The 25799-nt window shown below is 65.3% G+C and carries 24 protein-coding genes and 1 tRNA gene; 13 read left to right on the forward strand and 12 right to left on the reverse strand.

The window, feature by feature from the left end; all coding sequences use genetic code 11:
• Positions 1–54 precede the first annotated feature (54 nt).
• From XH96_RS20800 to XH96_RS20815, 4 genes are all read right to left on the reverse strand, one after another.
• A complete protein-coding gene (locus XH96_RS20800; protein WP_194387451.1) occupies positions 55–900 on the reverse strand; it encodes a phosphatase PAP2 family protein in 846 nt (281 codons plus the stop codon).
• Position 901: 1 nt separating this feature from the next.
• Complete coding sequence (locus XH96_RS20805) at positions 902–2644, reverse strand: glycosyltransferase family 39 protein (RefSeq protein WP_194387452.1); 1743 nt, start codon at positions 2642–2644, stop codon at positions 902–904.
• 50 nt (positions 2645–2694) lie between these two features.
• Positions 2695–4803: a penicillin-binding protein 1C gene (pbpC, locus tag XH96_RS20810; RefSeq protein ID WP_194387453.1), complete on the reverse strand. Its 2109-nt coding sequence runs from the start codon at positions 4801–4803 to the stop codon at positions 2695–2697.
• Between the two features lie 95 nt (positions 4804–4898).
• Positions 4899–10103 (reverse strand): alpha-2-macroglobulin, encoded by a 5205-nt coding sequence (locus XH96_RS20815; protein ID WP_194387454.1) that lies wholly within the window; start codon positions 10101–10103, stop codon positions 4899–4901.
• 403 nt (positions 10104–10506) lie between these two features.
• On the opposite strand from XH96_RS20815, the gene XH96_RS20820 reads away from it, so the two are divergent.
• Positions 10507–10583 (forward strand) — tRNA-Arg (locus XH96_RS20820).
• 213 nt (positions 10584–10796) lie between these two features.
• Positions 10797–11015 carry a hypothetical protein gene (locus tag XH96_RS20825; RefSeq protein WP_246789695.1) on the forward strand — a complete coding sequence of 73 codons (219 nt, stop codon included), beginning with the start codon at positions 10797–10799 and terminating at the stop codon, positions 11013–11015.
• A 48-nt stretch (positions 11016–11063) separates the two neighbouring features.
• Here the strand turns inward: XH96_RS20825 and XH96_RS20830 are convergent, their stop codons facing one another.
• Complete coding sequence (locus XH96_RS20830; RefSeq protein ID WP_194387456.1) at positions 11064–12338, reverse strand: hypothetical protein; 1275 nt, start codon at positions 12336–12338, stop codon at positions 11064–11066.
• Between the two features lie 113 nt (positions 12339–12451).
• On the opposite strand from XH96_RS20830, the gene XH96_RS20835 reads away from it, so the two are divergent.
• The gene (locus XH96_RS20835; protein WP_028176428.1) at positions 12452–12679 is read left to right on the forward strand and encodes a DUF2171 domain-containing protein; all 228 of its coding nucleotides are present in this window, start codon (positions 12452–12454) and stop codon (positions 12677–12679) included.
• 137 nt (positions 12680–12816) lie between these two features.
• On the opposite strand, the gene XH96_RS20840 is transcribed toward XH96_RS20835, so the two are convergent.
• Complete coding sequence (locus tag XH96_RS20840; RefSeq protein ID WP_061881515.1) at positions 12817–13029, reverse strand: hypothetical protein; 213 nt, start codon at positions 13027–13029, stop codon at positions 12817–12819.
• A 252-nt stretch (positions 13030–13281) separates the two neighbouring features.
• Between XH96_RS20840 and XH96_RS20845 the strand changes: the two genes are divergently transcribed.
• Positions 13282–13476 (forward strand): hypothetical protein, encoded by a 195-nt coding sequence (locus XH96_RS20845; RefSeq protein WP_194387457.1) that lies wholly within the window; start codon positions 13282–13284, stop codon positions 13474–13476.
• A 109-nt stretch (positions 13477–13585) separates the two neighbouring features.
• Entirely contained in the window at positions 13586–13747 is a 162-nt protein-coding gene (locus XH96_RS20850; protein ID WP_028176431.1) for a hypothetical protein, read from the forward strand.
• Between the two features lie 419 nt (positions 13748–14166).
• Here XH96_RS20850 and XH96_RS20855 read toward each other — a convergent pair whose 3' ends face one another.
• From XH96_RS20855 to XH96_RS20865, 3 genes are all read right to left on the reverse strand, one after another.
• On the reverse strand, positions 14167–14922 hold the full coding sequence (locus XH96_RS20855; RefSeq protein WP_194387458.1) for a hypothetical protein: 756 nt from the start codon (positions 14920–14922) through the stop codon (positions 14167–14169).
• 182 nt (positions 14923–15104) lie between these two features.
• Positions 15105–15341 carry a hypothetical protein gene (locus XH96_RS20860; RefSeq protein ID WP_194387459.1) on the reverse strand — a complete coding sequence of 79 codons (237 nt, stop codon included), beginning with the start codon at positions 15339–15341 and terminating at the stop codon, positions 15105–15107.
• A gap of 78 nt (positions 15342–15419) precedes the next feature.
• On the reverse strand, positions 15420–15656 hold the full coding sequence (locus XH96_RS20865; RefSeq protein ID WP_194387460.1) for a hypothetical protein: 237 nt from the start codon (positions 15654–15656) through the stop codon (positions 15420–15422).
• 264 nt (positions 15657–15920) lie between these two features.
• Here XH96_RS20865 and XH96_RS20870 point away from each other — a divergent pair, with 264 nt between their 5' ends.
• Complete coding sequence (locus XH96_RS20870; protein ID WP_194387461.1) at positions 15921–16268, forward strand: DUF6481 family protein; 348 nt, start codon at positions 15921–15923, stop codon at positions 16266–16268.
• 134 nt (positions 16269–16402) lie between these two features.
• Here the strand turns inward: XH96_RS20870 and XH96_RS20875 are convergent, their stop codons facing one another.
• Positions 16403–16648 (reverse strand): pentapeptide MXKDX repeat protein, encoded by a 246-nt coding sequence (locus XH96_RS20875; RefSeq protein ID WP_028176436.1) that lies wholly within the window; start codon positions 16646–16648, stop codon positions 16403–16405.
• Positions 16649–16963: 315 nt separating this feature from the next.
• On the opposite strand from XH96_RS20875, the gene dctP reads away from it, so the two are divergent.
• The 3 genes from dctP to XH96_RS20890 are packed head-to-tail and all read left to right on the forward strand — an operon-like array spanning position 16964 to position 19892.
• A complete protein-coding gene (gene dctP, locus XH96_RS20880; protein ID WP_194387462.1) occupies positions 16964–17986 on the forward strand; it encodes a TRAP transporter substrate-binding protein DctP in 1023 nt (340 codons plus the stop codon).
• Positions 17983–18537, forward strand: a complete 555-nt coding sequence (locus XH96_RS20885; RefSeq protein ID WP_028176438.1) for a TRAP transporter small permease — start codon at positions 17983–17985, stop codon at positions 18535–18537. The genes dctP and XH96_RS20885 overlap by 4 nt, the downstream gene beginning before the upstream one ends.
• Positions 18534–19892 (forward strand): TRAP transporter large permease, encoded by a 1359-nt coding sequence (locus XH96_RS20890; protein ID WP_061881506.1) that lies wholly within the window; start codon positions 18534–18536, stop codon positions 19890–19892. Before XH96_RS20885 ends, XH96_RS20890 begins: the two co-directional genes overlap by 4 nt.
• Before the next feature lie 96 nt (positions 19893–19988).
• Here XH96_RS20890 and XH96_RS20895 read toward each other — a convergent pair whose 3' ends face one another.
• Positions 19989–20669 (reverse strand): GntR family transcriptional regulator, encoded by a 681-nt coding sequence (locus tag XH96_RS20895; protein WP_194387463.1) that lies wholly within the window; start codon positions 20667–20669, stop codon positions 19989–19991.
• Positions 20670–20900: 231 nt separating this feature from the next.
• On the opposite strand from XH96_RS20895, the gene XH96_RS20900 reads away from it, so the two are divergent.
• The 4 genes from XH96_RS20900 to XH96_RS20915 all read left to right on the forward strand — a co-directional run bounded on the left by XH96_RS20900 (position 20901) and on the right by XH96_RS20915 (position 24783).
• A complete protein-coding gene (locus tag XH96_RS20900) occupies positions 20901–21509 on the forward strand; it encodes a TRAP transporter small permease (protein ID WP_194394202.1) in 609 nt (202 codons plus the stop codon).
• Positions 21509–22774 (forward strand): TRAP transporter large permease, encoded by a 1266-nt coding sequence (locus XH96_RS20905; RefSeq protein ID WP_194387464.1) that lies wholly within the window; start codon positions 21509–21511, stop codon positions 22772–22774. The genes XH96_RS20900 and XH96_RS20905 overlap by 1 nt, the downstream gene beginning before the upstream one ends.
• 22 nt (positions 22775–22796) lie before the next feature.
• The gene (locus XH96_RS20910; protein ID WP_194387465.1) at positions 22797–23780 is read left to right on the forward strand and encodes a TRAP transporter substrate-binding protein; all 984 of its coding nucleotides are present in this window, start codon (positions 22797–22799) and stop codon (positions 23778–23780) included.
• A 76-nt stretch (positions 23781–23856) separates the two neighbouring features.
• Positions 23857–24783, forward strand: a complete 927-nt coding sequence (locus XH96_RS20915) for a dihydrodipicolinate synthase family protein (RefSeq protein WP_194387466.1) — start codon at positions 23857–23859, stop codon at positions 24781–24783.
• A gap of 103 nt (positions 24784–24886) precedes the next feature.
• Here XH96_RS20915 and XH96_RS20920 read toward each other — a convergent pair whose 3' ends face one another.
• On the reverse strand, positions 24887–25798 hold the full coding sequence (locus XH96_RS20920; RefSeq protein ID WP_194387467.1) for a hydroxymethylglutaryl-CoA lyase: 912 nt from the start codon (positions 25796–25798) through the stop codon (positions 24887–24889).
• Position 25799 lies beyond the last annotated feature (1 nt).

Raw genomic sequence — 25799 nt, forward strand, 5'->3', positions numbered from 1 at the left:
GGTTGGATTCGGGCCTGCGCCTTGGGAACCGGCGGTCCCGGCAGGCAGCCGCTTTTATGGGGCGGATGCCCCGTGGGCAACCCTTTTGAGGCGGCCCCGGGCCGCTCCCGGAAGAGGCACGATGGTGCCGTCGGCGCGGATGGCAAAGCCGAGCCGCCGGGCCGCGAACCAGTAACGCGCCGTCATGGCGCCAACCATTCCGACCAGGGCGCCGGCCACGACGTCGCTGGGGTGATGCGCGAGCAGCACCAGGCGCGTCAGCAGGATCACGATTGCGTAAGTGAACATGAACACGCGCAGGCGCGGCCACAGGGCCGAGACCGCAAACGCCAGGGCGAACGCGGCCACTGCATGTCCCGACGGCAGGCTGGCATAAGCCCCCGTTCCCTCGAACGGCACGAAATTGAATGGATTGGCCTTGCCGCCGACGAACGGGCGGCCGCGGCCGATAAGATATTTCAGGATCTCAGCGACAAGCGCCGACACGGCAACAGACAGAAATATGTATTGGAGCCGCGTGCCGAAGCCGAGCAGCACTGCGCGGCGAGTCCCGTGCAGCCCTGCCGCAACGAATGCCACAGCCACCAGCGCAGCCCCCAGCACGATCAGCAGATACTCGTCCTTGCCGAAATCGGTGAGGATGCGGATCGGCCACAGGGTTGGCGTGCCGCGCGGCGGCATCAGCTCGATCTCGGTCTGATCGAACCCGACCATCAGCACGATGACCAGCGCTGCGCCCGCCAAGCTGAGCCAGAGCGAGTGCCGCGCCAGCTTTCGGGCGGCCTCGGCCCGGCCCGAATGCGAGGGCGACCGCACGAGCTGCGTCAGCGCGCCCCGGGATACGGCGAGCAATTGTCGGGGATAGCCGGCACGCGGCGCAATGTCGGTCGGCGCCGGCATCCTACTCGGTGCCTTCCGAGCGGAAGATCGAGATCGAGATCGCGCGCCCTTGCGAGAAGTTGTAACCGTCGATGCGCGCGCCGACCTTGTAGCGCAGCCCGATCGCCTCGGCGCGCTGCACGAAGCTGCGCTCCGAACGCTGCTCGATCAGCGCGAAGCGGCAGCTGCCCTGCCGCAGGAAATCCGCCGCACCGGAGCCGTCGGTGAGCAGGGTCCGGGTCCCCACCAGGAAAACGAGGCTCGGCTCGTGATAACCGGCCGCAGCCGCCTTCGGTCCGACGCAGGTGACGTTGCGAAGCGCGCGCGCGATCTCGATGCTCGGAAACAGCGGCGTCAGCGACGGCAGGACGATGCCGTAGACCGTCACTGCCAGCATCAGGGCTGCGACCAGCGCGTTGAGCAGCGAGCGTTCGGCACGATTGTTGTCGTAGAGCCACCAGGCGAACAGGCCGAAGATCAGCGAGGCTGCGATGAACGGCCAGGCCACGAAGGCCGGCTGCCGCGTCAGCATCACCGACCCGACGACCGCGATGATCGAGGCGGCTGCGGGGATCGCGAACCACCAGGCCGAACCGCGCATCAACCAGGAACGCGACAGCACGCGCCGCTCCACCGCGCCTGCGGTGAGGATCGCGATCGCCGGATAGAGCGGCAGCACGTAATGCGGCAGCTTGGTCAGCACGGCCTCGAACACGATCCAAGACGGGATCAGCCAGGCCAGCAGGAACTGCGCGCCGGGCTCGCGCCGCGCCCGCCACACCGCGGGTGCCGCCATCGCCGCAAGCGGTGCGCCCGGCCAGAATGTGATCCAGAACAATGCGAGGTACAGTCCGGGCGGCGCGCCATGGGATTCCTGGGCGCCCAACTTGCTCAGCATGTCGCCGCCGACGGAATCGGCGAAGAAGGTCTCGCCCGCGCGCCAGAAGATCGCGACGAACCAGGGCAGCACCAGCACCAGCATCCACATCAGGCCCCAGACAGGCCGCAGCTTCCACAGCCAGGAGGCATCGCGATCCTGGATCGCAAGCACGACGATGGTCAGGCCTGCGAACATCAGGATCAGCGGGCCCTTGATCAGGACGCCGACAGCGAGCGCGGTCCAGAAGATCGCCGGCCAGCTCCAGGGCGGATGCGTCTCGTCCTCGGCGCGCTGCCAGGACAGATAGGCCCGCGCCATCGCGCCCATCGCGGCGACGACGCAGAGCAGCAGCACGGCATCGGTCTTCGCCAGCCGCGCCTCGACGCCGAGCAGCACCGAGGCGCACATCATCAGCGCCGCCAGCACCGCGGCGCGCCGCGTGATGAAGCCGAGCGCAGCCCAATAGGTCATGAGCACGGCGCCGATCGCGCCCATCAGCGACGGCAGCCGGTAGACCCAGATGCGCAATTCGGCCTTCGGCAGCTTGAGCATCGACGCAGCTTCGACAGTCGCCGATTGCAACCAGTAGATGCCGACCGGCTTCTTGTAGCGGACGTCCTCCTGAAAGCGGATATCGACGTAGTCGCCGCTCTCGACCATCTGCTTGGTGGCCTGGGCGAACCGCGCTTCGTCGCGATCGATCGGCGGGATGGTGAAGAAGCCCGGCAGAAACAGCAGCAGCGCGCACAGCACAAGGAAGCCGACCGCGCGTGGATGGCTGGCCGTGACGATGTCGAGCATGCGCACGAGTCCACTGCCCGGATTTGCGGGTGATTTCGACTCGCGGGGTGCTCCAAAACGGGGGCTTGGGTAGGTCTCGGCCATTGGTTCCGCTTACGCTGAAACCGCCATCGCCACAACCGCTTGAGGCAGGGTCATTGAATTCGAATGACGACTGTGTCCGCGGCGCCAGTGGCGTCGATCACGGTGACCCGGGCGAAGCCCGGGCCGGGCGGATCGATCAACCGCTGGCGGCGGCCGTCGATCTCGCCAAGCGCAGTGCCGTTAACCATGATCGTCATGGGCAGCACGCCGCCGGCGACCTTGACCGGCATGGCTGCATTCTCCCGGCCGCCTGATCGATCGACATCAATTCGCGAACCGTTGAGTGGAAACTGAATGTGCAGCGCCTGCTCGCTCCCGGTGCGCACCAGCTCCCCGACCGGGCGGAACCGCTTCAGGGGCAGCGGCAGTTTGGCGTTGCCCGCCACGAGGGTTCCCCTGGGCGCCTTCAGCAACGGGGCGAGCGTCTTGCCGGTCCTGGCAAAGGCGTCGAACAGGATCGGGGCGGCCGCGACGCGCCCGATCAGGCCGGGAACCGGGGCGCCGTCGGGCCGGCCGACCCAGACGCCGATGGTCATGCGGCCATCGAAGCCGACCGACCAGGCGTCGCGATAGCCGTAGGACGTGCCGGTCTTGAACGCGATCCGGTTGTGGGCAGCGTTCTCCGGCGGCGGCGTTCCCAGCAGCACGTTGCCGACCTGCCAGGCCGCGACCTGATCCAGCAGCCGGAGCGGCTCGCGGTCGTCCTGTTCGGTCACGACCTCACGCAGCGGCTTGGTGGTGCCGAGACGGGCGAAACCCGCATAGAGCTGGGCGAGGTCCTGGAGCGTCACGCCCACCCCGCCGAGCCCCATGGCGAGCCCTGGCGTCTCGTCCTTGGGCAGAACCAGGTTGCCGCCGGCCTGCCGCAACCGCGAGGTCAGGCGGCTGGAACCGACGCGGTCGAGCAGCACGATGGCCGGTACGTTCAGCGACAATTGCAGCGCCTTCCTCACCGGCACCGTGCCCTGGAAGGTCATGTCGAAATTCTCCGGCGCGTAGGAGCCGAAGCGGACCGGCCGGTCGTCGATCAGGCTGTCGGGATGCACAAAGCCGTCCTCGAAGGCGAGCCCGTAGATGAAGGGTTTCAGCGTCGAGCCCGGTGAGCGGACGGCGCGGGTCATGTCGACCTGCCCTGCCCGGCTCTCGTCAAAATAATTCGCCGAGCCGACACGCGCGAGCACGTCGCCGCTTTCGTTGTCGACGACGATGATCCCGACCGAGATGTTCGGCCCGAGCGCGATGGCGCGGTCGCGTGCCAGCGGCTCCAGCACCTTCTGCAGGTTCGCGTCCAGCGTGAGCTTGATGACCGGCGCGTTCTTGACCGTCGAAAGCGCGGTGTCCGAGGCATGCGGCGCCAGGATCGGCATCGGCTTGCGCAGCTTCGGTACGGGCACCGCCTTGGCCTGCCTGGCATCATCTGCGCTGACCACATGCTCCTCCACCATGCGGTCGAGCACGCGGTCGCGCGCCTTGCGTGCCGCGTCCGGATGGCGGTCGAGCCGGCGGGTTTCCGGCGATTGCGGCAACGCGACCAGCAGCGCGGCCTCCGCCAGCGACAGCCGCTTCGGCTCCTTGCCGAGATAGGCGATGGAAGCCGCGCGGATGCCTTCGAGATTGCCGCCGTAAGGCGCGAGCGCGAGATAGAGATCGAGGATCTGCTCCTTGCTCAGCGTCCGCTCCAGCTCGATCGCGCGCACGATCTGCCGCAGCTTGGCATGAAGCGAGCGCTGCCGCCGCGGCTCCATCAGCCGCGCAAGCTGCATGGTGATGGTCGAGCCGCCCGAGACGATGTGGCCGCGCGTTCCGAGCTGCAACGCCGCGCGCGCCAGCGCCAGCGGATCGAGGCCGTTGTGGGCGTAGAAGCGCTGGTCCTCATAGGCGAACAGCAGTTTCAGATAGGTCGGATCGACATTTGCCTTTGTCTCGACCGGCAGCCGCCAGCGTCCGTCCGCCATGGCATAGGCGCGCAGCAGCTTTCCGCTACGGTCGACGATGGTGGTGGAGACCTGGCGCGCTTCGTCGAGTGGCAACGGGCCGAGCGAGTAGACCCAGGCAACGAATCCGATGATGGCGAGGATGAAAGTGAGCGCGAGGGCGGAGAGGATGCGAAGCCCCCCGCCCCTTGCTCCGTCATGGCCGGGCTCGTCCCGGCCATCCACGTTTTTCGTCGCCGCGGCAAAGTCCGTGGATGCCCGGGACAAGCCCGGGCATGACGGCTGAGTTTGTGGAAGCGCCGCGCTACTCATTCCAGCACTCACTTCGCCGCCCGCACCTCGACCGTACCCGTGCCGGTCCGCCCATAGCGCGAAGGATTATACATATCCTCGACATAGGCCTGCGGCAGCACATATTTGCCGGGCGACACCGCGCGCACGACATAGGCGACGGTGAACACCGATTTGGAATCCGAGGCCCGGTCGACCGCCGCGGTGAAGCGGTCATCGCGGAACTCGGTATCCTCGGGCTCCTCGCCGTCCTCGATCCAGTCCAGCGTGCCGCTATCGCCGGAGGACACCAGCTTGGGATTGTCGATCTCCAGGCCCGCGGGCAGATAATCCGACACCATGATGTGGCCGTACTCGGGCTTGGCCTCGGTGATCCTCAGCACCACCGCAAAGCGCTGGTTCTGCTTGACCTTGCTGATATCGGCCGGCTTGCCGTCGAGCGTGAAATAGCTGCGCTCGATCTTGAAGCCGTTGGATGCGGCGGGCTCCGGCGTCACCGGCGAGCCCGACACCGAGACCACCGCCTGCACAGGCGCATCGCCGGTGTTGGTGATCTTCAGCGGCTTGCCGCTCAGCGTGTCCGCCTTGTAGCTACGGTAGAGCGCGGTCTTGACCGGCTGGCCGTCGACCTCGATCGAGAGGTTCTCCTTAGCGAGCGCCCGCGCCGCCAGCACCAGCCACGCATTCTCCTGCGTGGAGGTATAGGGCGTCAGTCCGCGCGCGGACTCGACCCGCGACACGGCCTGCGTCAACGTCGCCTTCGGCGCGTTACCTTCACTGGCGAGCGAGACAAGCGCTGCGGCATCGCGCAGCTGCGAACCGTAATCGGTGCGGCCGAACTCCAGCACCGGCTTGGGCGCGAGGCTGTCGAGCGCGGCAGCATAGACCCGCTCGGCGCGATTGCGGTCGCCGACCAGAGCAAGGGCTGCCGCAAGCTGCGACTTTGCGATCGGCGTCGCAAGGTTGTTCAGCTTGGTGTCGGCGAGATAGCGGAGATCGCCAATCGGCGCCGCGCCGTTGCGCGCCAGCACGTAGAGGCCATAGGCGAGATCGCGGCCGCCATCCTTCTCCGGCTCGTCGGCATTGACGACGGAGTTGCGGATGCGATCGAGCGCGTTCTTGAACAGCACGTCCGGCACCGCAAAGCCCTTTTCGCGGGCGCGGGTGAGGAAGTCGGTCACGTAAGCATCGAGCCAGGCATCGTCGCCGCCCGCCGACCACAGGCCGAACGAGCCGTTCGAGCCCTGGCGGGCCAGCAACCGCTCGATCGCGTCGCGGATGCGCTGGTCGACCTCGGTGTCCATGGCGAGATGCGCGCCGGCGGCGAGATCGTTGACATAGAGCAACGGCATGGCCCGGCTCGTGATCTGCTCCGAGCAGCCATAGGGATAGCGATCGAGCGCCTTGAGGATCGTCGCCGCATCGAGCGCGGTGGACAGGCTGGCCGAGACCGAGACGCTTCCGGTGCCCGGCACGAGGTCGGAGAACATGTCCGAGGTCAGCGTCAGGCTCTCGCCTTTCGCCAGGGTGCGGATCGAGCGCCGTGCCAGCACCTGCGTCGCCGCCTTGACGTCGAAGGCATAGTGGCGCGCCAGCGCGAGGCCATTCGGGCCCCGGATATCGACGTCGAGCGTCGCCTGCCCCGCCGCAGTCGCGTCGATCGCGAGCGAGAACGCGTTGCGCTGCTTGGCGGCAAGCTTCACGGTGGTCGCGGGATTGCCGGTCATCTTCACCGGGCCGCCCGTCTTCACGTTGATGACGTAGTCGCCAGCCTGGCCCTCGACATTGTCGATCTCGAGATTGACCGTGCCGTGGTCGCCGTTGAGCAGGAAGCGCGGCAGGGTCGTGGTCAGCACCACGGGATCGCGGATGACGACGTCGGTGTTGGCACGGCCGAGCTTCGTGGCGGTCCACGCCACCGCCATCACGCGCGCGGTGCCGGCGAACTCCGGAATGTCGAAGCTGACCTCGGCCGTGCCGTCGGCGGCGACCGTGACGATGCCCGAATAGAGGGCGAGCGGTTTTTGCGCGGGCGGTGAGCCCTGGAGTTCACCAGCGCCGGCGTCGCCGCCGGACTTGATCTGGCCGCGCGTGCCCGACATGCCGTCGATGAGTTGCCCGTAGAGATCGCGGATCTCCGCGCTCAGGCGGCGCTGGCCGAGATAGTAATCGTCCGGCGCCGGCGGCTTGTAATTGGTGAGGTTGAGGATGCCGACATCGACCGCGGCGATGACGACCTTGGCGTCCTCGCCCGGATTGAGCCCGTCGAGCTTGACCGGGATCTTCAGCGTGGAGTTCGGCCGGATCAGCGAAGGCGGCGTCAGCTTCACCTGCAGCGTCCGGGCCTGCTTGTCGATGCCGAACCATTTCAACCCGATCGCGCGGCCCGGCATGCGCAGGGCCGCCGCATCGAGCGGCCGGCGCAACGTCGCCACGACGTAGGCGCCGGTGCCCCAGTCCTTGCCGACCGGGAGCTTTACTTGCGCGGTGCCTTCCTTGACGTCGATGGTCTGCGTCGTCAGCAGGCGATCGCCGACCACGTTGACGGTCAGCTTGCCGGCGCTGCGGACGTTGACCGACACCGTCATGGTGTCACCCGAGGCGTATTGCGGCTTGTCGATCGAGGTCTCCAACAGGTCCGGCGTGTCGGCGCTGCCGTCGGAGTACCAGCCGACGTCGAACTGCACCGAGGTCACCGGGCCGTCCGCATCGTTCGATTTCACATCGAGCCTGTAACGACCGGGCTGGGGGCTGAGCGAGATGCGCGATGGCTTGTCAGCAGCGATCGTGACGTCGCCGTCGGCCACGCGCGAGGTCGACTTGACCGGCTCGTACTCCCAATAATTGTTCTGGCGGTACCATTGGTAGCGCGATTCCATCTTCAGGAGCTCATAGCGCAGCCCGTCGCGCGGCAGCGTCTTGCCCTCGGGTGAGACGAACACGATCTCGAACTCGGCCTTGTCGCCCTCGGCGACGTTCTTGTCGCCGAACAGCGGCTTCACGCCGATCATGGCGGTTGCCGGCGCGACCGGCAGCACCAGCTTGCGCTCGACGGCGCGGCCGCCGGTCTCGACCATGCGGATGAAGATCTGCGCCTCCTGCGGCCGGGTCGAGGCCGGCTGCTTGTCCAGCGTGACCGGGAAAGTCGCAACGCCGTTGGCGTCCGCCTCGGGCAGATTCTCGAGCGGCGTGCGCTCGTTCGAACTGGTCTCCTCGTCGTCGACGCCAAACTGGTAGCCGGCAAAGCCGGGGCGCTCGCTCGCCGGCGCAACCAGCATGTCGCCTTCGAGCTGGAGGCCGGAAGCCGGCGCGCCATAGAGGAAATGGCCGTCCGCCTTCAGCTCCACTGGAGCATTAGCTTTGATCAGCTTGTCCTTGGTCGACAAATCGAATTCGATCCGATCCGGGACGTAATCCTCGACCAGGAAGGTGGTCTCGCCGACGGACGATCCCTTCGGATCGGTGAAGGCGCGCACCCGCCACGTTCCGGTGGGAACGGCCGAGTTGAGGGGCACGGCCAGCGTGCGGCCGCCGGCGCCCTGGTCGGCCAGCACGGCACGGCGGAATTCGACGCCGTCGGGACGCTCGATCACGAGCGTCATCGGCCCGCCGGTGACGGCATTGCCCTGACCGTCACGCAACAGCGCGGTCAGATAGACGGTCTCGCTGGAGCGGTAGACGCCGCGCTCGGCATAAACGAACGCGTCGGCGCCGGCCGGCACCGCACGTCCCGAAACGCCACGGTCGGAAAGATCAAAGGCGGAGGACTTGAGGCTGAGGAAGGCATAGTCGGCCTTCTCGCCGGTCACGGTGAGCATCGCCGGCGACAGGCCGCCCTCGCCGCGCGCGAGCCCTGCTTCGAACAGCACGTGGCCGCTGTCGTCGGTCTTGCGGGTGGCCAAAATCTCGTTGTTGCGGGCAACCAGCCGCACCTCGGCCTTGCCGACCGGATCGGTCGAGGCCAGCGAGTTGACGAAGACATGGATGCCGTCATTGCCGGAATAGGCGGAGACGCCGAGGTCGGAAACGATGAACCATTGCGTCGCGAGCTGGGACTCGTCGTCCGAGCCCGGGCCCTTGGCCGCGGCGGTCATCACGTAGACACCGGGCTGCAGCTCGCCGAGCGCCTGGTCCACCGGGAATGCGGTGGTGACGTCCTGGTTCAGCGTCATCGCGGTCGCGAGTTCGCCGGACCAGACCTTGACGCCGCGCTGGTCGCCGAGATCGGAGAGCTGGTATGTCGACAGCGTCCTCTGGAAGTCGCTGTCGACCACCGTGTTGATCAGATTGCGGTCGCCGATCCGGAAGACGTTGATGTTGACCGCGGGCGTGTTGACGCTGACCACGGGAATGCCGCGCTGGCCGGTCCGCGGCAGCACATAGGCGCGGCTGGTGAAGCACACGAAGGGCTTGCGGTCGCGCACATAGATGTTGAACTCGGCCGATTTCGGCAGGCCCTCCTTCACCGTGGACGGCAGGCCCGCGCGCAGATTGATGTTGTAGCGCTCGCCGTGCTTCAGCCCGTCGACGCAGAGCTGCTTGCCTTCTGCCGACAGCGCCGGCTTGTCCTGCCCCGCCAGCGCCAGGAACGGCGCGAAGTCGGTACGCTTGGCAAGCTCTTCCGAGAACTGGAAGCAGGCGCGCGGGCTCGCCGAATCCGAGTCCACGGTGTAGTCGAGCAGCCGGAAGCCGTGCTCGTCGCGCATCTTCTCATATTGACCGCGGACGTCGGCGACCTCACGCATGTCGAGCGACAGCCGCAATGCATCCAGCGCCGGCCGCCACAGTTTTCGTTCGGCCAGCGACTTGCCGAGCACGGCGAGTGCGTCGGCCTCCTCGCCCGGGTTTCCGGCGCGCTGATAGGCGATGTAGGCCGCGGTCGAAGCACGCTCGAGCAGGAAGGTCTGCTCGCTCGAACTCTTGGGCGAGATCTGGAAGATGACCTTGGCAAGCCGCAGCCAGTTGCCGGCATCATCAGGCGTGGTGGCCGCGATCTGGCCGAGCACCGACAGCCCGTTGCGGTAATCATTGCGCCGGAAGGCGGCGTCGGCATCCGTGCGCAGCGTCGCGCTGGACTTGGCGACCGGCCCCGCCTCGCTCTTGATCTGGGCCTCCAGCTTGATCGCGGAATCGGCGAGATCGTCGCGTTTGAAGGCCTTGTCGGCGGCCTGCGCAGCGACAAGGCCGAGCGCCAGCGCGGCGCAGATCGTGACGGCGCGAACAAGACCGATCATGGATGGACTCCCGGAAATCGCGGACGAACGCCGCTTGTCGCAAGAAATGCGCGGAAAGGTGACGGCCTCAAGGCGATGGAACCAAATGTGCAAATCGTCGCAATCGCCATGTCAAGGCAAGCCCAGATGAGACCGATCAAGATACCGCCGCACACGCCGTCCTGATGGCGCAGCAATACCGGACCAGTCGACCAGCGGCGGTGTCCCGGAAGCTCCTCAGCGGTCCCGGCGATGTGATCCATCGTCCAGTCCGCTGCCGCTCAACCCGGCACCCTGACACGCCACTGTTCCACTTTGTCGCGGCATTGAGGAAAACGGTTCGGTTCAGGCTTGGCGAAACACCAGATTTTTCATATTGGCATGTTAGATGAACGGCCAGCCCCCAAACCGGGCGGCACAAAACGGTCCCGTAGCTCAACTGGATAGAGTAGCGGATTTCTACTCCGCGGGTTGCAGGTTCGAGTCCTGCCGGGATCGCCAGTCTTCGTCTTGCGCCGGCATCCATCGGCGCACTGCGCCGCTGGCGTGCAATGGACTGACGGGCGATACGACGCATAATCGCCGATCCATCGTCCTTCACGAATGCGTGGGTCATGCCGCTCCGGGCTTTCAACCGAGCACATCGGCCCTATCTATCCGCCGGGCGAAGTGTGCCCGAGAAGGATCCCGATGCCTCAACCCGAATGGACGAGAATGGCGATCGCATCTGCGGTTGCGATTGTCGCGATGTCGTACTTGGCGATTGACGCAGGCCTCGTGAACACCAATGTGATCACAAAGCCCATCAAGGTGGCGCAGGCATCGATCGTCGGCGCCGCGACGGGTCAGCATCACCTTGCCTTTGCCGTTCAGGAGTGGGCGCGTGGCGGCCACGAGAGGCCCGCCCTGGAGCACTGCCTGGCGGTCGATTGATGCGTGGCGCGCCTCGCGCGGCTGTCGCCGATGCCGCGCATTCAGCCTTCACCTCTGATGCGCCATCCACCACCGCGCAATGGCGGCGGCCAGATCATTCCAAAGCTCCGTCGGAAGATCCGGGACCGCCACCCGGACGCTATATTGGTCCGTGGTCGCATCGTGAAACCATTCGGTCGCCGCGAAATCGAAGCCGAAGCTGCCGGCGTGGCGGATGGGAAAACCCTCCCCGCGCAATTCGCTGCTCATGTCTTCGGCAGCCTGCCGCGCTGCCGCCTCGTTGAGCACCCGCTTTCCTCGGAGGGTCACGTACAGGCCGTGGGTGAAATGAAGCTCGGCCGAGAGCGACGGAAGCTTCGCAGCAAAATATCGAGCCGCGCCTCGGCCGTTGCGCAAAATCGCCGCGACACGCCTCTGTGTGAGGGCCCAGTACGCCGCGTTGCCTGCGAAGGGCGGGAAGTGCGCCGGCAACGCCGCGCCGCCGAACAGCCGCACCGCGTTTCGGGTTTCGAACGCGAGACGTGCCCATTCAACGCCCCCGGCCCGCCACTGCTGATGTTCGTTCCCTTGCACGAAAACGGCTGAGCCGAGCCGGCCATATTCCGCTCCGAGCGAATCGAGCTTGTTGTGGCTTCGCACCAACACCAGCGGGATTCCGTATCGCCGGGCCCATCTCAGGACACGCCTGATGCGGCCTGACCTGCCGGCGAAGCATGTCGTGTCGAAAACCAGGAGATCGAGGCCCGAGCCGTCACAGCGCAGCGCCGCCTCGAAAGCGCCGGCGAAGGAGCAGGAATCCAACAGAAGTATTCGCCGCGAGTTTGCCGGAGCAAACGCATCGCTCAGCGGCAGCTTCAAGGCCTCGAGCCGCAAATGCGGGACGAAGCCCCGGATCAGCTCCAGCGTCTCTCCATAGGAGCCTGGAAGCACCAGGACATCGGCCTTCTCGACGATTTGCGCGGAGGCGAGCAGCACGGCGGAGATCGCGGCCATGCCCGAGGCGGTATAGACCGCCGTGCTCGTGGAGCCGTAGTCGAGCTCATAGAACGAAGGACCGCGCACCGTGAGATCGGCCCTCTGGTAGTCGTAACTGAATGCGAACGGCCCGCTGGCGGGATCGGCCGTGTGCGACCAGGCTGTCTCCGTCGCCTTCCACTCCTGCAACTCGTGCTCCGCCCTCAGCGCAGCAGTGATCTGGAATTTGGACCTGACGACCTCGTCGACCGAACGCGGACACGGCAGATCGAACCGGCTTCTCAGGCAGTCATTCAACAGCCTGAGTTCCTCGTGCTTTCGCTCCAGATAGGCTTGAATGGTCTCCATGCGCGTCTTGACGGCTCCGATGGGACGTCAACGTCCGGAAGACGCCGTGGGTCCAACGCGCCCGCTGCAACGAACACGCGTCCTCGCAGTTGAATCCACACAAGGAGGACAGCATGGCTGACATCAGAGAGCACATGAAGATCATCGGCAAGGACGGCGCACATGTCGGCACCGTCGATCGCGTCGAGGGCAATCGCATCAAGTTGACGCGCAAGGACAGCCCGGAGGGTCACAAGGACCATCATCACTATATCGATACGAAATATGTCGGTGCCGTCGAAGGCGACATCGTCAAGCTGTCGGTGAATGCCGACGCCGTACCGAAGACGGAAGCTGCCTGAAACACTGCTGAAACACTGAGCCCCTTCGGGGGCTTTTTGTTTGTTCACGATCCGACTCCGCTTCGTTCGCAAAGCACGAATCGCGATCGCAAATTACGAGGCCGGGGATTCGTTAATGAGCGGTTTAGCCAGGTCGGTCATGCACTCACGAGCACGGGCCGCAGCCGATAGGCATCGATCGCGGCATTCGACAGCAACAGCCTGCGTCGCTCTCCGCGCAACATCATGCGGTCGATCCGGTTCAAGATGAAGCGGGCGGAATCCTTGTGCTCGCCCGTGAGCAGGCCGGACTGGTCGAGATATCGCCAGGCGATCTCGAAAGACTGTGCGCGTAGCTCGGGATCGGTCATAGCCGCACAACGCTGCCACGGAACGAATGTTCCTGCGCGCCAAGCGCGCGAGCCGAGCAGAGTTCAGCGCCGCCGATCGATGCGGAACGAACGCGCAATCAGCGCGTTGGGCATCCGACTCGAGTGGTGCCGACCTGCCAACCCCGGTCGGCTTTGAAGGACCCCGTGCTTGTCCCCCGAGCACGGGGTTTTTCTCATTCGGCCGCCCTATTCAATCCGAGCCATGTGGCTGGCTGTCGATGAGGAGTCGGCATGCTCATCGGGTGGATCGCGGGCGAGCTGATGCCACGCCAGGGCCAGCTGGATCAGCCGTTGCCGGTCGGCACCTTCGGCCTCCGCGGCCCGCTTCATTGCGGCCTCGGCTTCGTGCTGTGGATCGTACTCGGTGCACATGGGGCGACCCTAGCCGGTCATCTGGACAAGCCCATGGCAATTTCGTCCGTATGATTGCGGGGTGCTTTGAGGCCTCACGGACAGATCTGTGAACTACGTCACAGCCTGTCCCAGGCAATCTCCGCTAAACAGCGCTTCGACGCTTCTTGGATGAGGCCCGGTCATGACACGCAAAGCAGCCACGGAAGTCATCGTCCCGAAGCAGCGACATAGCTCCAACCTGCTTGGCATCGCGTATCTTGGCACCATCGGCGTGGTGATGGTGGCCTGGATCGGCAGCCTGGTCTGGGCCACGATGGCATTCTTCAGCTGGCTCGTGTCCTGACGCGCGAGGCGATTGAGCAGCTCTTCGCGCGCATAAGTTGCGGGCGGTCCGCGCGCCACGACGCTATCCGGGCAAGTGCGCCGCGGTTTTCTATCGCGACAAACGCGGAACGCGTTTGCGCGGGGATCATGCTGAAGCAAGATAACCTAGCGCATGACGTTTCATCCTCGTCCCATTGCGCTTCAGAACAGGCAAGACAGCGCCTGAGAGAGTTTGATCCCGCCGCACACGATCATGGCCCAAAGTGCCACGCTGATCTGGATGGCATCCAGCATGTCCCACATCCCCGCGAATCATCCGAACATTTTTCTTTTGAGACTTGCGTGAGGCGGCCGCCAGCGCCAGCGCTCATTTGAAGCCGGCGCACAAAAAAAGAGGCGGGCCTGGGCCCGCCTCCGCGCTCAATCCGCTTGAAAGACTCAGTAGCACGCCCGGGGATCGGCCTGCACATATTGGCCGTTCGGATAGCGGTAGTAGCAGGTGCCCTGCGCCCAGTAGTAGCCGGGCTGGGATGCAGCGGTGGCGCCGGCGATCGCGCCCGTCGCGCCGCCGAGAACCGCGCCCGCGGCGGCTCCTGTCGCGTTGCCCGAGATCAGGCCGCCCAGCACGCCGCCGACGATCGCGCCGCCGAGCGCGCTGGCGCCGGGATCAGCCGGTGGCGGAGGCGGAGGTGGTGGCGCGTAGGCGACGGGAGGCGGGGCATAGGCCACCGGCACGTCGTCGATATAGTCCTCCGAAATGTAGGCAGGCGGGCCAGCCATTCGCTGCGGATAATAATACCAGACGCCGCCAACGTCCCACCACCAGCCGGAGCGTCCGTTGCGGACCTCATGACGCCAGCGGCCGCCTTCCCAGGCGCGATTGCCGCGATAGGTGTGTCCGCCCCAGTCACGTTCCGGAGCGGGCCCGCGAGCGACGTGACGTCCCGGCGGCGGGCCGCCGGCACTGTGCCGACCGGGACCCGCATGGGGCTGGTCAGCGGGCCGGGCCGCCTGCTGCGGAGGACCTTTGCGCATGTTCTGATTGGGCGGGGGTGGCGCGCCCACGCCCTGGCGGCCTGGCGGCGGGCCGGCATCCCTCTGCGGCCTAGCATCCTGAGCCTGCGCCGATAGCGCAAGCAACGACACGGCCGAAACCATTGGAATGATGATCTTCATGCGTTTGGACGCACTCATGCGTGCTCGCCCCCTGCTCTCTCGATCGCCGTCATTCCAGCGCGATAGACGATTCGCTCGCGCCAAGCTTATGCCGGCCGACATAACTGACCTGCTTGATCGGCTAAGTCCCGTTACAAATGATTAAGATCACGGCAATTTTTGGCCTCAACGGGCTCCCAGCGGGCCGCGTTGAAGCGCCTCTAGCGAGCCGGCTCAATCACGTTGCAATTGGTTCGCCCCGACATCAGGCAATCCTGCATCTTGCTGGCTGCGGTGAGGTCCCGGGCAAGCCACCAGCCGACGCCAAGAATCACGATCGCGATGATCAATCCCGCGATCGCGCCGCGGCGGTCGTTCCCGGACTGGCGCTTGGGTCGACTGTTCGGGCGAGGATTCGGCTTCTCGCCGGGGTCGGGTTCGGATTTGGGCTTGGACATGGCCGCCTGGTCGCGCTGGCGAGCCGGCTTTATCACCTCTGCGGCGTCGCGTCACATTCGGATCGGCCTGCCCCGAATTCAGCCCCGGGGCGGCGGGGTCGCGTCCTTGCGTGAGGTTTCGATGGCCGGAATCGCCCGCTGGACCCGCGGTGCGCAGGTCGTGAGCACGAATGCAGTCCGGCTGCATTCCCAGTCCGCCCCCAGCACGGCACTGTCGACCGTCTGCGGGCGCGCGAACAGCACTGCGGCGCAGGTCACGCCTGCCAGGACGAAGGCGATTGCGAGCGCCTTCAGGCTCGGTCGGAAGGTCATCATGCCCGTGCTCCGTCTCGTTCCGGGCGGACGCTAGGCGTCGCGCTCGTGCTCCCTTATGAGGGACATCACAATTCAGCAGTTTTTCCGGGCTACGAGAGATCGTCGGGGGGCGATTTTTCGTTGACCTGATCGGCTGCGATTATGTGTGGCTTCGCGACGCGCGCCGATGTACACGCTACAGCGTCGCGTGGCGCCCGCTATGCCCAGCCGACGTACCAACAGGCACGAATGTAGGATCGAAAGCGAGGAAGACAAGGCTCGTAGATGAGTGGATTCAGGGAACCCGGCTTCACGGACCGGCAAAAGGCGGCGCAGGAAGCCCGCAAAAATCTTTTAAACAAATTCAAATCGCAACCGGGCCCCGACGATCCGGCGGTGCTCGCGCGCCGTGCTGAACGCGAGGCACTGGCGGCCAAGCGCGCCGAGGCGAAGGCTGCGCGCGAGGCGGAGAAGGCTGAGCAGAAGCGCCTCGAGGAAGAAGCCAAAGCGGCCGAAGCCGAGCGGATCGCGCGCGAGGCTCAGGAAGCCGCCGAGAGACTGGCTGCGCTCGAAGCCGAGCAAAAGGCCAAACGCGACGCGCGCTACGCCGCCCGCAAGGCGAAGCGCAAGTAACAAGCAAGGTGCGCTCGTAGCGCCCCATTGAACTTGAACCAAAGCACAGTTCCGGAGGCGGTCTCAGAGGCCGCCGCCGGAATTGGAGGGTGCGCGGCCTGCCCGAGGCAGGCGCTGCGCGAGGACGACGAAGATCAATTCTTCTTCATCATCCCGTCGTCTTTCTTCATGCCGTCCTTCGACATGTGGTCCTTCTTCATGCCGTCGTCCTTGGACATGGTGTCCTTCTTCATCATGCCGTCCTTGGACATCGTGTCTTTCTTCATCATGCCGTCATCCTTGCCCATCTTGTCCTGAGCAAAGGCGGCCGGGGCAAACGCGAGGCCGAGCGAGAGAGCGGCAGCCGAGAGGCCGAGCACGATGCGGGTGCGAATGGTCATGGTTCAACTTCCCTTCGAGATGGAGTTTGTCAGCGACGGACGCCGCTATTCAATCCAGACGGGTCGCCGGCCGGCGTTGTTACGCCGCCGCCGACAAATTTCGGTGAGCCTTCCCCTATTTCTCGTTCGACGTACTTCCGGACTCGTAACCAGGAAGTGTGCAGCGCAGCACGGCCAGCACTTGCCCGGACGTTCGGTCTCGAACTATCAGATGAGAGAATATCGGGTGAAAGACCGGCTAGGATGGGCCTGCCTGCCGGTCTGAAGGACTAGACCGAAATCACACAAACAAGAATCGTCCAAGGAAATCACGCCATGCTCACGCGCCGCCATCTGCTCGCGACCGCCGTCGCTGCGCCCGCCATCCTCCGCTTCGGCACCGGTACGGCGCACGCCGCGACCACGCTGAAGATCTCGCACCAGTTCCCGGGCGGCACCATCGACAAGGGCGATTTCCGCGACCGGCTCTGCCGCATGTTCGCAGCCGAGGTCAGCAAGCGCAGCAATGGCGACATCGCCGCCGAAATCTATCCAAATTCCTCGCTGATCAAGACCAACGCGCAGTTCTCCGCAATGCGCAAGGGCGCGCTCGACATCAGCCTCTATCCGATGCCCTATGCCGGCGGCGAGGTGCCGGAGACCAATATCGGCCTGATGCCGGGCCTCGTGACCACCTACGACCAGGGCCTGCGCTGGAAGAAGGAGCCGATCGGCAAGGCGCTGACCGATTTCCTCGCCGACAAGGGCATTATCCTGCTCACCTGGGTCTGGCAGGCCGGCGGCGTCGCCAGCCGCTCCAAGCCGATCGTCGCGCCCGAAGATGCCAAGGGCATGAAGGTGCGCGGCGGCTCGCGCGAGATGGACATGGTGCTTCAGACCGCCGGGGCCTCGGTGCTGTCGGTCCCCTCCAACGAAATCTACGCGGCGATGCAGACCGGCGCCTGCGATGCCGGCATCACCTCCTCGACCAGCCTGATCTCGTTCCGCCTCGAAGAGGTCGCGAAGTCCCTGACCTCGGGCGCGGGCGCCTCCTACTGGTTCATGCTCGAGCCCCTGATGATGTCGAAGGCGATCTTCGACAAGCTGCCGAAGAACCATCAAGACATTTTGCTCGCGGTCGGTACCGAGCTCGAAGCGTTCGGCCGCAAGGGTGCGCAGGACGACGACGTCGAGGTCGCCAAGGTCTACGAGAAGGCCGGCGCCAAGGTCTCCGCGCTCGACGCCGCGACCGTCGGCAAGTGGCGCGACATCGCCCGCGACACCGCCTGGAAGGACTACAGCGCCAAGACGGCGACCGCGGCAAACCTGCTCAAGCTCGCCATCGACGTCGCGGCATGAGTCACGGTCCGCTTCCGGACCGCGACGACAAGACGATCGCTGCCGCAGGGACCGGCCTTGCGCCAGCGATCGATCGCGGCCTCGCCGTCCTCAACAGCATCATCGTGGTGTTCGCGTCGATCGCGCTGGTCGCGGCCTGCACCATCCTGAGCTACAGCGTGCTCAGCCGCGCTCTGTTCAAGGCTGCCAATTACTGGCAGGACGAGGCTGCCGTGTTCCTGCTGGTCGGCGCGACCTTCATGACGGCGGCCTACGTGCAACAGAACCGCGGCCATATCGGCATCGAGGCCTTCGTCGGGCTGCTCTCGCCGCTGGCGAACCGGATCCGGCTCTGGCTGGTCGACGCCGCCACGTTCCTGTTCTGCGCCTTCTTCACCTGGAAATCCTGGACATTGGCCCATGAAGCCTATGTCGACGGCCAAGTCTCGAACTCGATGTGGTCGCCGCCGCTCGCCATTCCCTATTCGCTGATGGCGCTCGGGATGAGCCTGCTCTGCATCCAGATCCTCGTGCAGCTTGCGCTGCCATTCGTCGGAGCCAAGCGGCCATGAGCGTTTTCGGTATTGGCGTCGCTTACGGCATCGTGACGCTGCTGGTGATGTTCTCGGGCATGCCGATCGCGTTCGCGCTCGGCGCGGTCGCCGTCGTGTTCATGGGCATCTACATGCCCTCGGCCTCGCTCGATACGGTTACGCAGAACGTCTACGAGGAAATGGCCTCGATCACGCTGCTGTCGATTCCGCTCTTCATCCTGAAGGGCGCCGCGATCGGCAAATCGCGCGCTGGCCAGGACCTTTATTCAGCACTGCACGCCTGGCTGCACCGGGTCCCCGGCGGCCTCGGCGTCGCCAACGTCTTCGCCTGCGCGCTGTTCGCGGCGATGGCGGGCTCCTCGCCCGCGACCTGCTCGGCGATCGGCTCGGCCGGCATCCCCGAGATGCGCAAGCGCGGCTATTCCGGCGGCTTTGCCGCAGGGATCATCGCCGCCGGCGGCACGCTCGGCATCCTGCTTCCGCCCTCGATCACCATGATCCTGTTTGCGGTTGCGGCCGAAAAGTCGCTGGGGCGGCTGTTTCTGGCCGGCATCGGGCCTGGCCTGCTGCTGGTCACGCTGTTCGGCGCCTACGCCGTGATCCGCTTCCGGCAGGAATATGCCGCGGCCGAAGCGGCCTACAAGAACGGCGGACCGGAGGCTCCGATCCTGCAGCGTGACGAGTATACGCTCGCCGAGCGCTTCAGCGTACTTCCGCGCGTGATCCCGTTCGTGCTGCTGCTCACCGGTGTCATGATCGCGCTCTATGGCGGCTACGCCACGCCGTCGGAGACCGCGGGGCTCGGCGGCCTGCTCGCGCTGGCGCTGATCGCCGCGATCTACAGCGTGTGGCGGCCGAGCGACCTTGCCCCCATCATGAAATCGACGATCCGGGAATCGACCATGCTGATGATGATCATCGGCATGTCACTGCTCTATTCCTACGTAATGAGCTATCTGCACATCTCGCAATCGGTCGCCGAATCCATCGTCGCGATGCACCTGCCGCGCTGGGAGCTGTTGTTCGCGATCCTCGTCATGGTCGTCGTGCTCGGCTTCTTCCTGCCGCCGGTCTCGATCATTCTCATGACAGCGCCGATCATCCTGCCGCCACTCCGCGCCGCCAATTTCGACATCATCTGGTTCGGCGTGGTCATGACCATCGTGATGGAGATGGGGCTGATCCACCCGCCCGTCGGCCTCAACATCTTCGTCATCCGCAACGTCGCGCCGGACATTCCCCTGCGCGAGGTGATCTGGGGCACGCTGCCCTTCGTGCTCTTGATGATGCTCGCGGTGCTGCTGCTGTGCTTCGTGCCGGGGATCTCGACCTGGCTGCCGGATCTCGTGATGGGGCCGGACGGGAGCAGGTAGGCAAGCTATCGTAGGGTGGGCAAAGCGAAGCGTGCCCGCCAATCAAGATTGAGATCGTTGAGAGATGGTGGGCACGGCGCAAGAGCGCCTTTGCCCCTATTCGCTCTTCCGGCGCTGCTTCGGCGCGTTCGCCACGACCTGCAACAGGTCCTTGCGCACCGCCTCGATGTGCCGTTCCAGAAAGCGGCAGGCTTCCTCGACCTTCTCGGCGCGACAGAGCGCGATCAGATGGGCGTGCTCCTTTTCCGCCGTCCCCATCGCCTTGGTGTTGGAGAGCTGCAGACGCGTGTAGCGGTCGCTGGTCTGGAGCAGCGACAGTACGATCGCGCGCGTGCGGGGCTGCGGCGCGTGCACGTAGAGCGCCATATGGAAGTCGGCGTTGAGCTGGCCCCATTCGCTGACATTGCGCGCCTTGATCGCCTTTTCGAAGCTCTTGTGGATGTCGTCGAGCCCCTCGAAATCCTCCGCGCCGAAGCGTGGCGCCGACTGCGCCAGCAATCGCGGCTCCAGGATGCGGCGCAAGTCGAAGACGTCGTTGATCTCGTCCAGTGACAGCTCGGAGACGATGGCGCCCTTCTGCGGCACGATCCGCACCAGGCCTTCCGCCTCGAGCTGGAACAGCGCCTCTCGCACCGGGATGCGGCTGACGCCGTAAGCATCCCCGAGCGCGTCCTGGCGCAGCTGCGATCCGGCCGGATAGGTGCCGTCGAGGATCGCCTGCCGGAGCTGATCGACGATCGCAGCCGACAGGGTGCGATGCTTCAGAGGCTGTTTCATCTGACCTTCTGTTGTCCTTCCCGACTCGTACGACCGACGCGGTCCCTGTCTTGCATGCCGAGGTTCCCGGCAAAAGCCAGGTGCTCCAAAAGCAAGGTGCCCAGTAAAACCGCGGCCTGCCGCAGAAATGACCGCAAACTTCGTTTGACTCCCAAATTGTATAAATTATACATTTGCCAATCGCACGACAATTCTTCGGGAGTTGAGGCCTCTTTCATGATCGAGCAGACCATGCCGGCCACGCGCGCGCTCAGCCTCCGACGTACGGTCGTTCGGATGTCGGCCGGCCTGCTCGCGGTCGAGCGCCTCGCGCTGATGGGCCTGATGTACCTCCTCACCGGACTGATCCTGGTGAACGTCGTCACCCGCTACTCGCATTTCCCGATCTACTGGATCGACGAATCCGCGGTCTATTGCGTGGTCTGGCTGACCTTCGTCGGCGCCTCCGCGATGACGCGGCTGCGGCTCGACTTCGCGGTCACGATGCTGACGGAGCGGCTGTCGCCGCAGCACCAGAAGATCGCCAAGGTGATCTCGACCGGCCTCGTCGTCGTGTTCGGTGTCGCCCTGATCGTCACATGCGTGCTCTGGATGGACCCGGTTGGTCTCGCCCGCGCCGGCTTCGACGGGCGCAAGCTCGCCGCCGAAACCTTCAACTTCCTCTACACCGAGCGCACCCAGACGCTGAACTGGCCGACCTGGGTGCTCTATCTGACGCTGCCGATCTTCGCGGTGTCGATGACCATTCACGGCCTCGCCAACCTGCTGGAAGATCTCGAGCTGGTCCCGCGCACCGCGCCGAAAGGCTTTCAGCTCTCCGAGCTGGACGGGGTCAACTGATGATCACGTCAGCGGCCTTCATGGCGTTCATGCTGGTCGGCGTGCCGATCGGCCTGTGCCTGTGCCTTGCCGGCCTCGTCTACATCGCGGCATCCGGCAATCCGGTGCTGTTCCAGTCCTATCCGCTCCAGCTGTTCGGCGGCGTCGACAGCTACGGCCTGATCGCCATCCCGCTCTTCATCCTGATCGGCGAGATCATGAACGGCGGCGGCATCACGCGGCGCATCGTCGACATGGCGATGGCCTTCGTCGGCTCGCTCAAGGGCGGTCTCGCCTACGTCAACATCCTCGCCAACATGTTCATCTCCTCCATCCTGGGATCGGCGACGGCGCAGGTCGCGATCATGGCCCAGATCATGGTCCCCGAGATGGAGAAGAAGGGCTACGACAAGACCTTCGCAGCGGGGCTGACCGCCTATGGCGGCATGCTCGGCCCGATCATCCCGCCGTCGGTGATGTTCGTGGTCTACAGCGTGCTCGCGCAGGTGTCGGTCAGCGACATGCTGATCGCCGGCATCGTGCCGGGCGTCATTCTCACCGTGATGTTCTGCCTCGTCATCGCGCTGATGGGATACGTCTACAACTATCCCCGCGCGGACTACCAGACGCCGCGACAGCGCGTCATGACGATCCTGCGGACCTCGCCGACGCTGCTGATCCCGATCGTCATCGTCGGCACCATCCTTGGCGGCCTCGCCAACGCCACGGAATCGGCGGCGGTCGGCGCGGTCGCTGCAGCATTGGTCGGAAAATACTGGACCAGGGAGTTCCGGTTCTCGCAGCTGCCGCAGATGATGCTGCGCAGCGCCATCTATTCGGCGATCGTACTGTTCCTGGTCGCGGCCGCCGCCGTGTTCTCCTGGGTGCTGATCTTCGGCAAGGTGCCGCAGGAGACCGCCGCCTGGATCCAGACCGTCGCCAAGGACCCGGTCAGTTTCATGCTGATCTGCAACGTGATCCTGCTGGTGATCGGCACGGTGATCGACGGCATTCCTGGCCTGATCATGACCGTGCCGATCCTGCTGCCGGTGGCAACCGAAATCTATCACATCGACCCCCGGCAGTTCGGCGTCGTGGTGGTGATCAACCTGGTGCTCGGCCTGCTGTCGCCGCCCGTCGGGCTCTGCTTCTTCGTCGCGGCCGCCGTCACCGGCGCCAAGCCCGGCAAGATGTTCATGGTGACGCTGCCCTTCTTCGTCATCTCCTGCGTCCTCCTGGTGCTGCTCTCGCTCTATCCCTCGCTCTCGCTGATCCTCGTCAAATAGGCCATCCAATAGGAGCCCGACCATGTCGCTTTCACGCCGCCGCTTTCTCGCCGCCAGTGCCGCCGCCTCGGTGTTTGCCCCATCGCTGGCGCTCGCCCAGGCCAAGGAATTCCGCCTCGGCCTGATCACGCCCAATGGCCATTCCTGGAACAAGGCCGCGCTCAAATTCGGCGAGGATCTCAAGTCCGCAACCAACGGCCGCCTGACATTGACCGTGTTCCACTCCGGCCAGCTCGGCAACGAAACCGCGATGATGCAGCAATTGCAGTCCGGCGCGCTCGACATGGGCTTCATCCAGGCCGCCGAGCTCGGCTCGCGCGTGCCGCACATCGCCGCCATCAACGCGCCCTACATCGTCCGCTCGACGCCAGCGGTCGCGAAGTTCGTGCGGCATCCCGCGGCGGTGAAATTGTTCGACGTGCTGCCGCAGGAGACCGGAACGATCGGGCTCGGCTGGGGGATCACCGGCATGCGCGCGGTGTTCTCCTCCAAGGACCTGAATTCGCTCGCCGACATCAAGGGCATGAAGCTGCGCATCAACCCGACGCCGGTCTATCGTGATTTCTATTCCTCGCTGGGCGCCGCTCCGACGCCGATCCCGACGCCGCAGGTGTTCGACGCGATGGCCAACGGCCAGGTCGACGGCCTCGAGGCCGACCTCGAATTCTCCTGGAACCAGCGCTTCGATAAGGTGTCCAAGGTCATCCTGCAGATGAACGCCGTCTTCATGCCGATGGCGGCGGTCGTCTCCGGGCGGGTCTGGCAGACGCTGCCCGCGGCCGATCGCGAGCTGATCACCAAGACGATCAAGACGACGCTGGACGCGCAGATCGACGAGCTCGCCGGCAACGAACCCAAACTGATCGAGAACTTCAAGAACGCGCCGATCCCGATCCGCCAGGTCGATGCCAAGGACACCGAGGCCGTCATCGCCGAGTTCGACAAGATCTGGCTGCCGAAAGCCCCCGTCCTCGCCGAGCTGCGCAAGGTCGGCGCGACGCTCTGATCCCCACCCATCGCCCTCACGTCAATGCCCGGCGGATCGAACGATCCGCCGGCTCAATTCCAATCGGAGCCAAGCAATGAGCCCACGTATCTCCTGGGAAGGCGTCTTCCCGGCCGTCACCACGCAGTTCAACGACGATCTGTCGCTCAATATCGAGGCGACCGCCAGGGTCATGGACGGGCTGATCCGCGACGGCGTTTCCGGCCTGATCGTCTGCGGTTCGGTCGGTGAGAACACCTCGCTGGAGCGCAAGGAGAAGGTCGCAATCATGGAGACGGCAAAGTCGGTCGCGGCCGGCCGCGTGCCCGTGCTGTGCGGCATCGCCGAATTCACCACGGCCTTTGCGGTCGAGACCGCCAAAGAAGCCGCGCGCATCGGTATCGACGGCGTGATGGTGATGCCGGCGCTGGTCTATTCCTCCAAGCCGCACGAGACCGCCGCGCATTTCCGCGCCGTCGCCAGCGCCACCGACCTGCCGGTGATGCTCTACAACAATCCGCCGATCTACAAGAACGACGTCACCCCGGACATCCTGGTCTCGCTCGCCGATGTCGAGACCGTGGTCTGCTTCAAGGATTCCTCGGGTGACACGCGGCGCTTCATCGACACGCGCAACATGGTCGGTGATCGGTTCGTGCTGTTCGCGGGCCTCGACGACGTCATCGTCGAGAGCGTCGCCATGGGCGCCGTGGGCTGGGTCTCCGGCATGTCGAACGCCTTCCCGCGCGAGGGCGAGACGCTGTTCCGCCTCGCCAAGGCGGGGCGTTTCGCCGAGGCGATGCCGCTCTACGAATGGTTCATGCCGCTGCTGCACCTCGATGCACGCCCAGACCTCGTCCAGTGCATCAAGCTGTGCGAGCACATCATGGGCCGCGGCACCGCGCTGACCCGCCCGCCCCGCCTGGCGCTGCTGCCACAGGAGAAGGCCGAGGTCGAGGCCATGATGGCCAAGGCGCTCAAGAACCGGCCGCGCCTGCCGGATGTCGGGCTGAAGGCGGCCTGAAGTACGGTCTCGTAGGTGGGCAAAGCGCAGCGTGCCCACCACCTCTCTCGATCATGAAAAGATGGTGGGCACGGCGCGACGCGCCTTTGCCCATCCTACAAAACTAGGAAGCCGCCCGCTTCTTCTTCGCGTTCAGCGCGGTTGCCACACGGCTCACGGGCGGCTTGCCGAGCACGCCGCTCATCGCGTTGGTGGCCGCGAGCAGCTTGTCCATGTCGACGCCGGTCCTGATCCCCATGCCCTCGAGCATGTAGACGACATCCTCGGTCGCGACGTTTCCGGTCGCGCCCGGCGCATAGGGACAGCCGCCGAGGCCGCCGGCGGCGGCATCGATGACGCGGACGCCCTCTTCCATCCCGGCATAGAGATTGGCGAGCGCCTGGCCGTAGGTGTCGTGGAAATGCATCGCGAGCCTGGCGGGAGGAACGCTGGCACTGACCGCGCGCAGCATCTCCTTCGCCTTGGATGGCGTGCCGATCCCGATGGTGTCGCCGAGCGAGATTTCGTAGCAGCCGAGCTCGAACAGCGTGCTGGCGAGATCGGCGACCGCCTTCGGCTTGATCTCGCCGTCGAAGGGGCAACCGAGCACGCAGGAAATATAGCCGCGCACCTTCACGCCATCGGCCTTGGCGCGCGCCAGCACCGGCTTGAAGCGCTCGATCGACTCCGCGACCGTGCAGTTGATGTTGGCGCGCGAAAAACCTTCCGAGGCCGCCGCAAACACCGAGACCACTTCGGCGCCCGCGGCACGCGCGGCGTCATAGCCCTTCTCGTTCGGCACCAGCACGTGGAATTCGGCGCCCTTGATGTGGCTGACGCCGCGCAGCACGGTATCGGAGCTTGCCATCTGCGGGATCGCCTTCGGCGAGACGAAGGCGCCGACTTCGACCGTCTTGAGGCCGGCCACAACCAGCGCCTCGACGAAGGCGATGCGGGCCTCGACGCTGACGGGCGTCTTCTCGTTCTGGAGACCGTCGCGCGGCCCCATCTCGATGATGCGGACGGAATCGCTCATG

The sequence above is a fragment of the Bradyrhizobium sp. CCBAU 51765 genome, from assembly GCF_015291725.1.
Taxonomy (GTDB): domain Bacteria; phylum Pseudomonadota; class Alphaproteobacteria; order Rhizobiales; family Xanthobacteraceae; genus Bradyrhizobium; species Bradyrhizobium liaoningense.